The 15169-nt window shown below is 63.3% G+C and carries 16 protein-coding genes and 1 pseudogene; 10 read left to right on the top strand and 7 right to left on the bottom strand.

Translation table 11 applies throughout. From position 1 onward, the window contains the following. Positions 1–81 precede the first annotated feature (81 nt). A complete protein-coding gene (locus LB515_RS03445; protein WP_224601708.1) occupies positions 82–1611 on the top strand; it encodes a peptidoglycan DD-metalloendopeptidase family protein in 1530 nt (509 codons plus the stop codon). 110 nt (positions 1612–1721) lie between these two features. On the opposite strand, the gene LB515_RS03440 is transcribed toward LB515_RS03445, so the two are convergent. Next, positions 1722–2612: an NAD-dependent epimerase/dehydratase family protein gene (locus LB515_RS03440; protein ID WP_224706744.1), complete on the bottom strand. Its 891-nt coding sequence runs from the start codon at positions 2610–2612 to the stop codon at positions 1722–1724. A gap of 111 nt (positions 2613–2723) precedes the next feature. On the opposite strand from LB515_RS03440, the gene LB515_RS03435 reads away from it, so the two are divergent. Beyond that, complete coding sequence (locus LB515_RS03435; RefSeq protein ID WP_411969118.1) at positions 2724–3545, top strand: helix-turn-helix domain-containing protein; 822 nt, start codon at positions 2724–2726, stop codon at positions 3543–3545. Positions 3546–3555: 10 nt separating this feature from the next. On the opposite strand, the gene LB515_RS03430 is transcribed toward LB515_RS03435, so the two are convergent. Then, positions 3556–4428 carry an ATP-binding protein gene (locus LB515_RS03430; RefSeq protein ID WP_224706742.1) on the bottom strand — a complete coding sequence of 291 codons (873 nt, stop codon included), beginning with the start codon at positions 4426–4428 and terminating at the stop codon, positions 3556–3558. 267 nt (positions 4429–4695) lie between these two features. On the opposite strand from LB515_RS03430, the gene yajC reads away from it, so the two are divergent. The 6 genes from yajC to LB515_RS03400 all read left to right on the top strand — a co-directional run bounded on the left by yajC (position 4696) and on the right by LB515_RS03400 (position 10371). After that, positions 4696–5034, top strand: coding sequence for a preprotein translocase subunit YajC (gene yajC / locus LB515_RS03425; RefSeq protein ID WP_095765024.1), 339 nt, complete (start codon positions 4696–4698; stop codon positions 5032–5034). Between the two features lie 54 nt (positions 5035–5088). Beyond that, positions 5089–7629: a protein translocase subunit SecDF gene (gene secDF, locus LB515_RS03420; RefSeq protein ID WP_224543651.1), complete on the top strand. Its 2541-nt coding sequence runs from the start codon at positions 5089–5091 to the stop codon at positions 7627–7629. A 28-nt stretch (positions 7630–7657) separates the two neighbouring features. After that, the gene (locus LB515_RS03415) at positions 7658–8047 is read left to right on the top strand and encodes an Mth938-like domain-containing protein (RefSeq protein WP_224636242.1); all 390 of its coding nucleotides are present in this window, start codon (positions 7658–7660) and stop codon (positions 8045–8047) included. Further along, a complete protein-coding gene (locus tag LB515_RS03410) occupies positions 8048–8914 on the top strand; it encodes a phytoene/squalene synthase family protein (protein WP_411969117.1) in 867 nt (288 codons plus the stop codon). Between the two features lie 81 nt (positions 8915–8995). Beyond that, positions 8996–9421, top strand: coding sequence for a hypothetical protein (locus LB515_RS03405; RefSeq protein WP_095765027.1), 426 nt, complete (start codon positions 8996–8998; stop codon positions 9419–9421). Beyond that, entirely contained in the window at positions 9421–10371 is a 951-nt protein-coding gene (locus tag LB515_RS03400) for a sterol desaturase family protein (RefSeq protein WP_224706741.1), read from the top strand. Before LB515_RS03405 ends, LB515_RS03400 begins: the two co-directional genes overlap by 1 nt. 8 nt (positions 10372–10379) lie before the next feature. On the opposite strand, the gene LB515_RS03395 is transcribed toward LB515_RS03400, so the two are convergent. The 5 genes from LB515_RS03395 to LB515_RS03375 all read right to left on the bottom strand — a co-directional run bounded on the left by LB515_RS03395 (position 10380) and on the right by LB515_RS03375 (position 13204). After that, positions 10380–10712: a type II toxin-antitoxin system RelE/ParE family toxin gene (locus tag LB515_RS03395; protein ID WP_224706740.1), complete on the bottom strand. Its 333-nt coding sequence runs from the start codon at positions 10710–10712 to the stop codon at positions 10380–10382. Beyond that, positions 10684–10986 carry a type II toxin-antitoxin system ParD family antitoxin gene (locus LB515_RS03390; RefSeq protein WP_224706739.1) on the bottom strand — a complete coding sequence of 101 codons (303 nt, stop codon included), beginning with the start codon at positions 10984–10986 and terminating at the stop codon, positions 10684–10686. The genes LB515_RS03395 and LB515_RS03390 overlap by 29 nt, the downstream gene beginning before the upstream one ends. A 70-nt stretch (positions 10987–11056) precedes the next feature. Next, entirely contained in the window at positions 11057–12466 is a 1410-nt protein-coding gene (gene trmFO / locus LB515_RS03385) for a methylenetetrahydrofolate--tRNA-(uracil(54)-C(5))-methyltransferase (FADH(2)-oxidizing) TrmFO (RefSeq protein WP_224706738.1), read from the bottom strand. 406 nt (positions 12467–12872) lie between these two features. After that, positions 12873–13013, bottom strand: a complete 141-nt coding sequence (locus LB515_RS03380; protein WP_071031998.1) for a DUF1127 domain-containing protein — start codon at positions 13011–13013, stop codon at positions 12873–12875. A gap of 50 nt (positions 13014–13063) precedes the next feature. After that, complete coding sequence (locus LB515_RS03375) at positions 13064–13204, bottom strand: DUF1127 domain-containing protein (protein WP_095765031.1); 141 nt, start codon at positions 13202–13204, stop codon at positions 13064–13066. A 234-nt stretch (positions 13205–13438) separates the two neighbouring features. Here LB515_RS03375 and LB515_RS03370 point away from each other — a divergent pair, with 234 nt between their 5' ends. Together LB515_RS03370 and LB515_RS03365 are read left to right on the top strand one after the other, a co-directional pair. Then, positions 13439–14557, top strand: coding sequence for a DUF2157 domain-containing protein (locus LB515_RS03370; protein WP_224706737.1), 1119 nt, complete (start codon positions 13439–13441; stop codon positions 14555–14557). Further along, positions 14554–15134 (top strand): annotated as a pseudogene (locus tag LB515_RS03365) (GDYXXLXY domain-containing protein). The gene LB515_RS03370 and the pseudogene LB515_RS03365 overlap by 4 nt, the downstream one beginning before the upstream one ends. Positions 15135–15169: the final 35 nt, after the last annotated feature.

The following is a 15169-nucleotide window of genomic DNA, read 5'->3' as shown; positions in this document are numbered from 1 at the left end:
ATTCTAATGGGTTAACCGCCCAGTAACATTAACGCGCTTTAATCGTGATCAGTTTGTACCGGGTCTGTGCGGGTTAGTGCGATGCAATTCAATCACTTGAAGGCAAACAGACGTAATCTGGCGCGCGGTTGCGCTGTCCTGATGATTGCCGGCGCGGCGGCCGGGTGCAGTTCCCAGTCGATGCGCTTCAACGGTGTCGACGACGTGTTCACGTCGTCCACCAACAATCAGCGCGCCATCATAAACAAGCAGAATGTCGACCAGCCCTATCCGGGCGACACAGTCGCGCCGGCCCCTGTCGACGGCACCCACACCCAGTCGGTGAGCCGCTCGAGCCTCGAGCCGGTCACGGCGCAGCAGCTGCCGCCGCCCTCGCAGCCTGCCGCCGCGCCGGCCAGGCCGATGCGCACAGCGTCAGCCCCCGCCCTTGCTCCGGCTCCCGCGCTTGCCCCCGCACCGCATGTCGACAGGACGACCACCAACACCGTCGCGCCGGCCAAGCCGTTCAAGACGGCCGAGCCCGACGCCGTGCGCAACGCCAGTGCTGCCCCGCATGCGACCGAAATCGTGGTCAGGGACGGCGAGACGCTTTCGGGCCTGTCGCAGCACTATCACGTGCCTGCCGATGCCATCGCCAAGGTCAACGGGATCGATCCGAAGAAGGGCATCCGCAGCGGCCAGAAGATCGTCATTCCCGCCTATGCCTATTCCAGCAAGGAGCCGAAGGTCGCCGAGGGCAAGCCGGTGAATACGCCGAAGCAGCCTGCCGGCGCGCCGGAGAAGGTCGCGGTGCTGCCGCAGCAGCCGAAAATCAAAGACGGCAAGTCGGCCGCTCAGGTCGATACGTCGGCCGCGGCCAGCGGCTCGAAGGACCCCAAGCCAGCGGCGCAGATGGCTGAGGCCAAGCCGGCCGGCGCCGGCGGCTCCTACACGGTACAGCAGGGCGACTCGCTGTCGTCGATCGCCAGGAAGACCGGCGTCGGCGTCGTGGCGCTGAAGAAGGCCAACGGCATGCAGGACGGCCTGCTCAAGATCGGCCAGACGCTCAAGGTTCCGGCCGGCGGCACGGTCGCCGTTGCCGCGGCAAAGCCCGCGGCCACCAAGCCGGCGGTCGATCCGGTGACGACGGCAACGACGCCGCCGGCGGCCAAGACCACCGAGACGCTCGCCTCCTATACGCCGCCGAAGAAGGACGCCAAGGTCATCCAGCAGGCCGAGGACGACGATGCGGTGGCGCCCGACGCGACCGGGATCGGCAAGATGCGCTGGCCGGTGCGCGGCCGGGTCATCTCGGGCTTCGGCTCCGGCAAGGACGGCGTCGACATAGCGGTGCCGGAAGGAACGCCGATCAAGGCAGCCGAGAACGGCGTCGTCATCTATGCCGGCGACGGCCTCAAGGAATTCGGCAACACCGTGCTGGTGCGGCACGAGAACGGCCTGGTCACCGTTTATGGCCATGCAAGCTCGATCGAGGTGCAGCGCGGCCAGAAGGTCAAGCGCGGTCAGGAAATCGCGCTCTCCGGCATGAGCGGCACCACCGACTCGCCCAAGCTGCACTTCGAAGTGCGCAAGAACTCGGCCCCGGTCGATCCGAGCGGCTACCTCGAATAGAACAAGAACCGTTTGCGGGCCGCCTGACCTCCAGTCCGGCCCGCCGTCTTCAGCCCGCTCCGCAAGGAGCGGGCTTTTTCAGATTCGTGCAACATGCCTGCCCGCAAGGTTCAGAGATGATCACGGAGCGTATCGGCGATCATCTCTTCAAGGCTGCTGGCCTTCACGCCAAGAAGTGTCTCCGCGTCGGAGCTATCAACCAGCAAGGGGCTCTCGAAGAGGTACCGCATCTCGACGAGCTCATGCATGCCAAGGGCTTCCATCTCGGGGACGGAATAGGAGCGTGTCTCTGGGGTCTCGTGTCCGAGCATTGCCGCGGTTTTCCGGATAAGCTCGCGGGGCGAGGCGTATTGCGAAGGAACATGAAACGCCCGTCCCCATTCACCCGTGTAGCGGGAAGCCGCGACAAGCGTGCTCGCGACGTCCTTGGTGAAGGCCCAGGCATGAGTTGCGTCGAGGTCCCCAATGAAGGCGGTGGGCTTGCCTTCGATAATGGAAGGCAGCGCGACCAGCGAGAAGTAGCTGATCGCGCCATGTCCGAGATAGTCGCTGGACCGCACTTCGATCGCCGGCACACTGGCGCGGACCGCCCGCTGCCACATGATGGTCCTGGCGGTTCCCTTCTTCGAAGTCGGGTCTAGAGACATGTCGGAGCGAAGCGGACGGTCGGCATTTCCCCCATAACCATAGAGGTTGCCAAGCACGACGAGCTTCGCGCCGACGGCTTCCGCCGCGCGCACGGTGCCGTCGATTATTGGGAAAAAGTCGGTGGGCCACCGATGATATGTGGCCATGGCGCACATGAAAATGGCATCGGCGCCTCGGCAAACGCGTGACAGCTCCGCGGCGTCCGTGGCGTCAGCCCGTATCGTCCGCACATTCGGCAACGCGTTCGAACCGACGCTTCGGCTTGTGAGCACGACATCGTGTCCTTCTTCGCCAAGACGACGAGCCGTCTCGCGCCCAACGGGGCCCGCGCCGACAACAACATAGAAACTCATTGCAACCTCTCTTCCAAGCTTGATGGAGAGGCGTGAGTACGAGTTCACGGCGTTGAAAATCGCGCGGCAATTGCCAAATCTTGGACAGGTTCCGCCATGAATCGAGAGAGCATGCCTTCGCAATTCGAGCCGGCCCGATCCTCGTCCGACGTAGCAATGGTCTCCCGCCGTGTTGAAGCAGGCGTCCATCGCCTGTCCCGGGCGCCACACCATCGCATCATGGTGCATGCAAGCGCGGCAACGCGCTCCTACTGCAATCAGGTTGGGCGATATTTCGTCAGGCGCGCCGGCGATATCGACCTTGTGCCGGCTGGGGAGGAGGGCGGCTTCGAGGCCGAAACCCCGTTCGACACGATCGAGATCATCTTGCAGCCGGCGTTGATGGAAAGGGTCGCCGCGGAACTTGGCGGCAGGGCGCGAGCGTCGCGGCTCGACACGCGCCATTTGCTTCGTGACCAGCGCATCGAACATCTCGCCCGAGCGCTGCAGAGCGACCTCAATGCCGGCGCGCCGAGCGGCCCTTTGTTTGCCGACAGCATCGGCGCGGCCCTTGCGGTAAGGCTGCTCGGTCTCGATGGGCCGGACATTGTTCAAACGAACCGGTTGTCGGATGCGCAGCTCAAGCGGGTTCTGGAACACATAGAGACCGCTCTCCACGAGCCGCTTTCGATTGACCGGCTGAGCCGGGTTGCCGGCGCGAGCAGCTCGCACTTGCGGACGTGGTTCAAGGTGACGACGGGCGTCACCCTGCATCGCTACGTGCTGCGACGCCGCGTGGAAAGGGCGCGCGTTCTGCTCAAGCAAGGCGATCTGAGCACGAGCGAGGTGGCAGCATTGACGGGCTTCGCGCATCAGTCACATCTGGCGCATTGGATGCGTCGCGAAATCGGCCAGACGCCGCGCGACTTGCGACGAGCGCAGTCGCCCAGTTGACGTTAACGTTTCAATCCTTGAGCGGCTTGCCGAGCCTCCCGGCGAGGTCCTGCGTGAATTGCCAGGCGACACGGCCGGAACGGCTGCCGCGCGTGGTTGCCCATTCCAGCGCCTCCGCGCGCAGCTGCTCGGGGTCGATCGCCAGATCGTGGTAGCGGACATAGCCGTCGATCATGTCGAGATATTCGTCCTGCGAGCATTTGTGGAAACCGAGCCACAGGCCGAAACGGTCGGAAAGCGAGACCTTTTCCTCGACCGCTTCCGAAGGGTTGATGGCGGTGGAGCGCTCATTGTCGATCATGTCGCGCGGCAGCAGATGCCGCCGGTTGGACGTGGCGTAGAAGATGACGTTGCCGGGCCGGCCCTCGACGCCTCCTTCGAGCGCCGCCTTCAGCGACTTGTACGACGTGTCGTCGTGATCGAAGGAAAGGTCGTCGCAAAACAGGATGAAGCGCCAGGGGGCGGCCTTCAGGAGACCCATCAGCTTGGGCAGTGTGTCGATGTCCTCGCGGTGGATTTCGATCAGCTTCAGCGGCCGCTCGAGCTTGTCGGATGCGTTCACCGTGGCATGCACGGCCTTGACCAGGGACGATTTGCCCATGCCGCGCGCGCCCCACAAAAGCACGTTGTTGGCCGCATAACCGGACGCGAAACGCTCGGTGTTGTCGAGCAGGATGTCGCGCACGCGGTCGACGCCGCGGATCAGGCCGATGTCGACGCGGTTGACCTTGCGCACCGGATCCAGAAAACCAGGGTCCGCCTGCCACACGAAGCAGTCGGCAACACCGAGATCGGTCTGAGGAACCGGCGGCGGAGCGAGGCGAGCGACTGCCTCGATCAGGCGATCGAGTTTCTTGTTCAAGGCATCCATGCTGTCGGTCATATCAGGTCTTTTTGTTTAGGCATTTCAGCGTGTGGGAGCAGCTTCCATGACATCGCTGCAAGAACCAGCTCCAAGCTTTTGTTGGAGCATGATCTTTTCGGTGGCCTCGAAGCCGCTTCCGCTGCGACGCTCTAGCACGCCGCAAACGGCTGGAAAAGCAACGGATCGGGCTCGCAGCGCAGTTGCATTGGCAAGTTTACCGACTATATTCCGGCCAAATTTTCGCGGGGCCGCCGCAGCGGTATTTCACCATCCAGGAGTTTCTTGATGTTCGTTACACCGGCATACGCCCAGGGCGTCGGCGCCTCGCCAGACATGTTGATCTCGATTTTGCCGTTTGTCCTGATTTTCGTGATCATGTATTTTCTGATCATCCGGCCGCAGCGCGCGCAGTTGAAGAAGCGCCAGGAAATGCTGTCGGCGGTGCGCCGCGGCGACACGGTGGTGACCGGCGGCGGCTTCGTCGGCAAGGTGACCAAGGTGATCGACGACAACGAGCTGGAGATCGACCTTGGCGGCGGAACCAAGGTGACGGCGCTGCGCTCGACGATTTCGGACGTGCGCGTCAAGGGCGAGCCGGTGGCGAACCAGAACGCCAAGAAGTAATCCTAACCTCGATGGCGGAACGCTGCCGCTTGTACGCCTGAACGGATAAAACGAATGCTCTATTTCTCGCGCCTAAAGATGATCCTGATCTGGCTCGCGGTGGCCGTCACAGTGATCCTCGCCGCGCCCAATCTCTTCCCGGCAAGCATGCTGGCGCAATTGCCGAGCTGGGTGCCGAAGCGGCAGATGACGCTGGGCCTCGATCTTCAGGGCGGCTCGCACATCCTGCTGCAGATGGATCAGAACGACCTGATCAAGGATCAGCTGCAGACGACGCGTGACGAGATCAGGACGCTGCTGCGCGACGCCAAGATCCAATATACCGGCCTTGGCGGAACAGGCCGAACCGTGCAGGTGCGCATCAACGATGCGAGCCAGGTCGAAGCCGCCAAGACAGCGCTGAAGCCGATAACTAATCCGGTCACTGCCGGCCTCTTTGCCGGCGGTTCCGTGCAGTCGATGGCGCTGGACGATTCCGAGCCTGGGCTGTTGAAGTTCACCGTCACGGATGCGGGCATCAAATACCGCACCACGACCGCTCTCTCGCAGGCGATCGAGGTGGTGGAGCGACGCGTCAACGCGCTTGGCACGACCGAGCCGATCGTGCAGCGGCAGGGCGACGATCGCATCCTGGTCCAGGTGCCCGGGCTCCAGAACCCGCAAAGGCTCAAGGACATTATCGGCCAGACCGCCAAGCTGACGTTCCAGATGGTCGACACGTCGGTGCCGGTCCAGGACGCGATGAAGAATCGTCCGCCGGCTGGCGACTCGGTGCTTTATTCGCAGGACGATCCTCCGGTTCCTTACCTCGTCGAGAACCGCGTTATCGTCTCGGGCGAAGACCTGTCGAATGCGACGCCAACGTATAATTCACAGACCAATGAGCCGGTGGTTTCGTTCACCTTCAATTCCCGCGGGGCGACCAGGTTCGGCCAGGCGACCCAACAGAATGTCGGCAAGCCGTTCGCCATCGTGCTCGACAACCAGGTGATTTCGGCACCGGTGATCCGCGAGCCGATCCTTGGCGGCAGTGGCCAGATCTCCGGCAATTTCACGACCGAGAGCGCCAACGACCTCGCCGTCTTGCTGCGCGCCGGCGCCCTGCCGGCCAAATTGACGATCATCGAAGAGCGTACGGTCGGCCCGGGCCTTGGTCAGGACTCCATCCACGCCGGCAAGGTGGCTGGCGTGATCGGCTCAATCCTCGTCGTCGCCTTCATGTTCGTCGCCTATGGGTTCCTCGGTTTCCTGGCCAACATCGCTCTGGCTGTGCACGTGGCGATGATCGTCGGCGCGCTGTCGCTGCTCGGCGCCACGCTGACCTTGCCCGGCATCGCCGGCATCGTGCTCACCATCGGCATGGCGGTGGACTCCAACGTCCTAATCTATGAGCGCATCCGCGAAGAGCGGCGCAACGGCCGTTCGGTGATCCAGGCGATCGACACCGGCTTCTCGAAGGCGCTGGCGACGATCATCGATTCCAACGTCACCTCGCTGATCGCCACCGTGGTGCTGTTCTGGCTGGGCACAGGGCCAGTCAAGGGCTTTGCGATCACCTACGCGATCGGCATTCTGACCACGGTCTTCACCGCCTTCACCTTCACCCGCATGCTGGTGTCGATCTGGCTGCGCCGCGCCCGGCCGAAGGAACTGCCGCGCGCGCCGGTCACCTTCATTCCGCCGGGCACGAAGATCCCGTTCATGGGCATCCGCCGCTGGACCTTCGCTCTCTCCAGCACGTTGTCGATCCTGTCTGTCGTCGGGTTCCTGACTCTTGGCATCAACTACGGCATCGACTTCAAAGGCGGCTCGATAATCGAGGTGCAGTCCAAGAAGGGCGATGCCGATCTCGGCGACATCCGCAACAGGCTCTCCGAGCTCAATATTGGCGAGATCCAGGTGCAACAGTTCGGCGCGCCGAACGACGTGCTGATCCGTGTCGGCACGCAGGACGCCGGCGAAAATGCCGAGCAGACCGTGATCGACAAGGTGCGGGGCGAACTGCAGGACCAGTATGACTTCCGCCGCGTCGAGGTGGTCGGGCCGACGGTCTCAGGCGAGTTGGCCAAGCAGGGCACGATCGCCATGCTGATCGCGCTGGCGGGCATCCTGCTCTATGTCTGGTTCCGCTTCGAATGGCAGTTCGCCGTCGGCGCCATCGTGGCCACGGTGCACGATGTGGTGATGACGATCGGCTTCTTCGTCTTGACAGGGCTGGAGTTCAACCAGTCGTCGCTGGCGGCCATCCTGACCATCATCGGCTATTCGCTGAACGACACCATCGTGGTCTATGACCGCGTTCGTGAGGATCTGCGAAAATACAAGAAAATGCCGCTGCCGCAGCTCTTGAACAATGCCATCAACGAGACGCTGTCCAGAACCACGCTGACATCCGTCACCACGTCGCTGGCGCTGTTGGCACTGGTGCTGTTCGGCGGGGAGGTGATCCGCTCCTTCACGCTGGCGATGCTGTTCGGCGTGGTGTTCGGCACCTATTCGTCGATCTTCATCGCCGCGCCGCTGCTGATCCTCTTCAAGCTGAGGCCGCAGGCCTCGGCTGAGGAGCCGGTGAACGGCAAGGCGGTGGCGACCTGACGCCGTTTCGGCATCATGTTCTAGAGCCATGGCCAAAGGCATCATCATCCGCGAGGCGCATTTCCCGGGCAAGGCGCCGATCGAGGCCTATGGCAATGGCGGCTTTCGCTTTGCCGATATGTCGCATCGCGGATCGCTGCTCGTCCTGCCGTCCGGCATCCATGGCTGGGAGCCCGCCGATCCGCTGGCGCTGAAGGCCACGGATTTCGACAAGCTGTTCGCCGAGGCCGGCAAAGTCGAGATCCTGCTGGTCGGGATGGGCAAGGAACTGCGGCCGCTGCCGGCGGCGCTGCGCGCCGCGCTAAAGGAGGCCGGGATCTCGGCGGACCCGATGTCGACGGGAGCGGCGGTGCGGACCTACAATGTGCTGCTCGCCGAAGACCGCGCCGTGGCCGCGGCGCTGATCGCCGTCGATTGAATGGCCGGCACGTCCAAGATCATCAAGAATGGCGACATCGTCATGGGTGCGGTGCGCGCCGTCGACCATGACCGGTATCTGTCGGCGCTTTACGCGCCGGCCGACAAGCGCGACGCGCTGCTCGCGCTCTACGCCTTCAATGCCGAGATCGCCGGCGTGCGCGATCGCATCCATGAGCCGCTGCCGGGCGAGGTCAGGCTGCAATGGTGGCGAGACGTCATTTCGGCCGAAGGGGATGCCGAGACAGGCCACCCGACAGCCGATGCGCTGCGCACGACGATCGCCGCCTGCCGGTTGCCGAAGGCTGCTTTCGAGAACATGCTCGAGGCGCGCATCTTCGATCTCTATGACGACCCGATGCCGTCGCGGACCGATCTCGAAGGCTATTGCGGCGAGACGGCCGCGGCGCTGATCCAGCTTGCGGCCATGGTGCTCGATCCCGCCGCGGCGCCCGGCTTTGCCGAACTGGCTGGCAGGGCCGGCTGCGCGCAGGCGATCACCGGCCTGTTGTTGCTTCTGCCGCTCCATCGTCGGCGCGGACAGTGTTTTGTGCCCGCCGACATCCTTTCGGCGGCCGGCACGACGCCGGAAGAGTTCGTCAAAGGCGAAGGCGGGGCAGCCGCCGAGCGCGCGGTTGCGGCGATGATTGCGCTGGCGCGCGAGCATCTCAACGCCTTCGAGAAAGGTGCGCCGGCGCTTCCCGTTGCGCTGCGGCCCGCCTTCCTGCCGCTAGCGCTGACCCATGCCTATCTCGACAGGATGGAGAAGACGGGCAGGTCGCCGCTCAGTGCGACGGCAACGCTCTCAACCTTGCGCCGGCACTGGCTGCTCTTGCGTCATGCGATGCGGGGCTGGACGCGCCTTTGACGTAAACGTCAACCGTGATAGGGATTCCGTTGCGTGGACTCGCGTCGAAGAAATGCGGGCCGCCGGAGCAGCCGTCTTTCCATGAGCCTGCCAGTCCTGGTCGTCCTTGTCGTGTTCGGCATCGCGCTGTCGGTCGCGGCCGTGCATTTCACCGGCGGCACGACGACCGCGACGCTTGCCGGCGCCGATCATGCGCTCGCACGCTTTGCCGAGGATTTTCCCGACGAAAGACCGGGTTCAATACGGCTGACAGCCGACAGCCATGCCGCGTTTCTCGATCTTGGCCCGCAGCGCTGCGGCATCGTCCGGAGCATAGGCGATTGTTTTCTGACGCGCATCGTCACGCCCCACGACATTCTGGCGCTGACTAGGGAAGGCAATGTGGTCTCGCTGCGGCTCAATGATTTCACCTGGAAAGGCGGGCGGTTTGCTTTTGCCGACGAAGCCGGCGCGCTGGCCGTGGCGGCGGCATTGCAAAGCCATGATCGGATCCGGGAGGCGGCGTGATGGACGAGTATAATTTCCCGCAGGTCACCCAGCTTGCGATCCCATTCTTCGTCGCGGCGATCCTGATCGAGCTCTGGCTGGTGCGCACCGGCCGCGCCAGGGGATCGTTCGAAACGCGCGACACGCTGACCAGCCTGATGATGGGGACCGGCAATGTCGTCGCAGGCTTGCTGCTCGGCGTCGTGTCCTATTGGGCGCTGCTGTGGCTGTGGCAATTCCGCTTCTTCAACCTCGGCCTGTTGATCTGGGTGTTCGTCGCCGCCTTCCTGCTCGACGACCTGCGCTACTATGTCTATCACCGCATCGCGCACCGGGTGCGATGGGTGTGGGCCGAGCACGTCAACCATCATTCCAGCCAGCACTACAATCTCTCGACGGCGCTGAGACAAAGCTGGACGGGCCTGTTCACCTTCACCTTTACCCTGCAGGCGCCGCTGGTGCTGCTCGGCTTCCATCCTGCGGTGATAGCCTTCGTCTTCGGCTTCAACCTGGTCTGGCAGTTCTGGATCCACACCGAGACGATCGGCAAGATGTGGGGCTGGCTCGAATTCATCTTCAACACGCCTTCGCACCACCGTGTCCACCACGCCACCAATCCGCGCTATCTCGACGCCAATTATGCCGGCACGCTGATCGTCTGGGATCGCATGTTCGGCACCTTCGTCGAGGAATTGGAGGAGGACCGGCCGCGCTACGGCATCGTAAAGAACATCGGCACCTTCAATCCGCTGAAGGTTGCGTTCCACGAATGGATCGGCATGTTCAAGGATGTGCTGGCGCCGGGGCTGACGCTCGGTCAGCGTGTCAATTATCTCATCCAGCCGCCAGGCTGGAGCCATGACGGTTCGCGCGATACGTCGCAGACGCTGAAGGCGGCTTATGTGCGGAGGAATCCGGGAGAGGCGGGCAAGCCGGGCTTGCCGAGGGCAGGCGCGGAGCCGGCGGAGTAATCAACGCCTTAGGATTGATCGCCAGAACCACCGTCGCGCATCAATGTCTCGTAGTCGCGGCCGCCGTAGAAGATGTTGAGTATGAGAACGACATCGCTTTCGACAACATAGGTGATGACCGCGGAATGTTCGAAAGGGACGGTTCGTAGCCCGGGTGCGATGTCATCGCGCGAGCGGCCGCCGCGAGGTGCGTTGCCGATGCTTCGGCAGCGCTCTCTAACCCGATCCATGAAGCCATTGGCGACGTTTTCGCTGCCGCCCTTCTCAAGGATGTAGCTGCCAATCGCTTCGAGATCGGAGATCGCGTTTTCGCTAAGAACGACGACGAGGCGCTGGATCATCACGGCCTTGCGCCAGCTGTGAAATTCGGTTCTTCACCCGGTCGATTGCTTCATCGAGCGGGACGGCGGGTCTCTTGTCCTCGATCGAAGCCTTTACGCGCGCACGGATCGATGCCATGCGCTCGGCATGCTCTTGCTCCTCGCGCTGGAAGGCGCGGAGCGCGGCGCGGATGACTTCGCTAGCGGAGCCGAAGGAGCCGTCCTCGACTTTTTCGCGGATCATACGTGCCATGGCTGGCGTGACGGTGATGGACATTTTCTCAGCGGATTCCATGGCATTGCTCCACGCATAAAGTGGGATAGTATCCTACTTTATATGGGCCGTCCAACCCGCACCGAAAACCCTACTCCGCCGCTTCCGCCCGCGCCGGCAGCCCCAGCCACACCCTGCAATCGGCCAGAGCGCGCGAGGTGATGGCATGGCGCTTGGCGACGGTCTTGTCCTTGCCGCGCAGGCGCTTGCCTTCGGTCTTCGGCGCCTCGACCGGCGGAAACAGGCCGAAATTCACGTTCATCGGCTGGAAGGAGCGCTTGCCGGGCTCGTCATCCGAGACGATATGACCGCCGGTGATGTGGTTGAGCAGCGCACCGAAGGCGGTGGTCGAGGGCGGCAGCGATAGCGCCTGGCCGAGGCGTTCGGCGGCGGCGAAGCGGCCGGCGAGCAGGCCGATGGCGGCGCTTTCGACATAGCCTTCGCAGCCGGTGATCTGGCCGGCAAAGCGCAGGCCGGGGCGCGATTTCAGCTGCAGCGAAGGATAGAGCAGCGTCGGCGAGTTGATGTAGGTGTTGCGGTGCAGGCCGCCGAGACGCGCAAAGTCCGCGTTCTCAAGCCCGGGGATGGTGCGGAAGATGCGCACCTGCTCGGCATGCTTCAGCTTGGTCTGGAAGCCGACCATGTTGTAGAGCGTGCCCAGCGCATTGTCCTGCCGGAGCTGCACCACCGCATAGGCCTTGACCGACGGATTGTGGACGTTGGTCAGCCCCATCGGCTTCATCGGCCCGTAGCGCAGGGTCTCGACACCGCGCTCGGCCATCACCTCGATCGGCAGGCAGCCGTCAAAATAGGGCGTGCCTTCCCATTGCTTGAACTCGGTCTTTTGGCCGTCGAGCAGCGCCTGGACAAAGGACAGATACTGCTCCTTGTCCATCGGGCAGTTGATGTAGTCCTTGCCGGTGCCGCCGGGACCGACCTTGTCGTAGCGCGACTGGAACCAGGCGGTGTTCATGTCGATCGTGTCGAAATGCACGATCGGCGCGATCGCGTCGAAAAAGGCGAGCGCATCGGCGCCGGTAGCTTCGGCGATCGACTGCGCCAGCGAAGGCGCCGTCAGCGGGCCGGTGGCGATGATCGCCTGGTCCCAATCCTCGGGCGGCAGCCCCGGCACTTCCTCGCGCTGGATGGTGATCAGCGGATGCGCCTCGATCCTCGCGGTGACCGCGTCGGAAAAGCCGTCGCGGTCGACGGCCAGCGCGCCGCCGGCCGGCACCTGGTTCGCATCGCCGGCACTCATGACCAGCGAGCCGGCAAGCCGCATTTCGGCGTGCAGCAGCCCGACGGCATTGTTTTCGGCATCGTCGGAGCGGAAGGAATTGGAGCAGACCAACTCGGCCAGGCCGTCGGTCTTGTGGGCGTCGGTGCCGCGTACCGGGCGCATTTCATGCAGCACGACCGGAACGCCGGCTTGCGCAATTTGCCATGCGGCTTCGGAGCCGGCGAGGCCGCCGCCGATGACGTGTACGGGATTTTTGCTCATGAGCGCCGGAATAATCGCTTGGGGACGCGATTGCAATTGCCAGCTGACAACGCACGAGGCCGGTGCCTGCGCCAGAAACAACAACACCCGCCGGGGGAGGAGGTCCGGCGGGTGTCGTTTTGGGGGTCGATCCTCGGGAGGAGGTGAAGATCGACCTTCATTCGTCATTGCCGGGGAGGAGGTCGGCTTTGACGAAATTCCTTATCGCCCTTGAGGACGAAAATTCTTTTCGCCTTTGAGAAGGGGCGAAGCCTTCGAAGACGAACTGCGTTCGCTTCGGGAACAACGCCCGCCGGGGGAGGAGGTCCGGCGGGCGCCGTTTTGGTGGTCAACCCTCGGGAGGAGGTGAGGGTTGGCCGTATCCGTCAGGGTCGGGGAGGAGGTCGACCCTGGCGAAATGCCCTGCTTAGATCGCCTTGCGGGCGACCATCTTGATCTCGTCGCGAACGATGCCGAGATCGTGGAGCTGGCGGTTCGAAAGCCGACCCAGCTCAGCAACGGTGTCGCGATAGACGCGCCAGTTACGATAGCTGCGGATCAGGTTCATTGTCTTAACTCTCTTCAAAACTGGTTCGGACCATTTGCGGTCCGAGCGGATTAGACCGCCTTGCGGGCGACGTAGTGAATGTCGCTGCGGCTGATGCCGAGGTCGGTCAGTTCACGGTTCGACAGGCGGTTCAGCTCGGAGACGGTGTCCCGGTAGCGGCGCCAGTTGCGGTAGTTGCGGATCAGGTTCATGGTAGTTCTCGTTTCGTCTTTAACTTCGGATCATTCCGTTGTGTACGAACAGAAAATAGGTGGGATCATATCGGTTTAAAAGTGCCGTTGGCGCATGGCAGCAATGCAAATTGTGCAATGCAACATTAACGGCCGTTCACGCCTGCGTCGCAAAGAAGGCCGAATCGGAAAGTGCCGCCGCATCAACGGTTTGGCTGCCCCGGTTGAGGAAATGACCAGGCTTTGGGGGAAAGCATGGCGAGCTATACGACACGGCTAAGGGCGGATATCGCCCGCTGGCGGGAGAGAGGGCTGATCGATCCCGCCACGGCGGAGGCATTGACGCGCGACGTCGCTGCCAACGAGCGCGCGTCGCTGAGTTTCGGCTCGATCCTGGCAATGATGGCGGCGCTTCTGTTCGGTGCAGCGATCCTGATTTTCGTCGCCGCCAACTGGGAGGCCATTCCGCGTGTCGTTCGTGTGGCGGCGCTTTTCGCCGTCATCCTGGCCGGCTATGTCGGCGGCGCGGTGCTGAAGACGCGCGACCATGCCGCGATCGGCGAGGCGCTGTGGATCATTGCAGCCGCCGCCTTCGGCGGATCGATCGCGCTGATCGGCCAGATGTACCATCTTTCTGGCGACGAGGCCTCGGCGCTGGTGACATGGTGCGCCGGCACTGCGCTGGCGGCAGTAGCGCTGCGTTCGAACCCACTGACGGTGGCTGCGGTCGGCATTGCCGATGCCTGGCTGGTTCTCAAGGGGTTCGGCTTCTACTGGCGCGCGGAAATTCCTCATCTCTTCATCGTCATGGCGATCATCCTGTTCGCCATTTCGTTCTGGACGCGCAGCCGGGCAGCGCGCCACCTCATCGTCCTGTCTGTCATTCTGTATCTGGTCTTGCTGGCGACGGATCACGACACGCTGCCGGTGGCGATGTCGCTGGCCATCGCGTCAGTGCTGCTCTTCGCCGCTGCGGTCTTTGCCGGCGATCCGATCGACAGGATCCTGCAACTCGGCGGCCGGCTGTCCTTGCACGCCTTGCTCGGCTTCCTGACCGGCATGGCGATGATCCAGTTCGAGCTGGCGGATGAAAGCACCTATAACAGCGGTTTCGCCCTCGCCTCGATCGTAGCGCTTGCCGGCATCGTGGCGGCGATCATGTTGGCCGGCCGCGAGAGCAGGGGCCTGCGCTGGCTGGCCTATGCCGGCTTCGCCTTCGAACTCGCCATTATCTATAGCGTCACCTTGAGGTCGATGCTGGATACGGCCGGCTTCTTCCTGGCGGCTGCCGTGCTGCTCGGCGTACTGGCGCTGATCATCATCCGTATCGAGAAGCGCATGAGAGCGCCCGCCGAGACAGGAGCAGCAGCATGACCGGCAAGAAGCTGATCATCTCGGCGTTGGTGCTGGCGCTCGTCCAGATCGGCTTTCTCAGCTGGATCATCGCCGGCCGCGCCGCGATCCTGCGCAACGGCAAGGAAGTGCTGCTGAAAGTCCAACCGGTCGACCCGCGCGACCTCCTGCGAGGTGACTATATCTCCCTCAACAACAACATTTCGCGCATCCCGGTGAAGCTGATCGTCAACCTTCCGCAAGGCAAGTTCTCCAGCGACGACACAGCGATCGTGGTGCGGCTGAAGAAGGGCTCCGACGGCTATTGGCAGCCGACGGCGGCGTGGTTCGGCAAAGCGCCGGCCCAGCAGGCGCGGACGAAGCAGACATTGCCGGCCATGTCGGGGAAGGCTGGGGCCTCAGCGATCCGGAAGCGACGATCGCGCCCGACTACGGGATCGACCGCTTCTATCTGCCGGAAGGCGAAGGAATGGCGATCCAGGACGACATGCGCGTGCGGCCGTTCGGCATCAAGCTCGCGCTGTCGGCAGACGGCACGGCGCAGATCAAGGCGCTGATGGACGGCGACAAGACGCTGTTCGAGGAGCCGCTTTATTAAGTGTATAGGGGCTTGACGTCTGTGTCCGGGCTAAC

The organism is Mesorhizobium sp. CA15, from assembly GCF_020165215.1.
Classification (GTDB): Bacteria; Pseudomonadota; Alphaproteobacteria; order Rhizobiales; family Rhizobiaceae; genus Mesorhizobium.
Note: the sequence above shows the minus strand (reverse complement) of the source record. Positions and strands in the feature narration are given on the sequence as shown.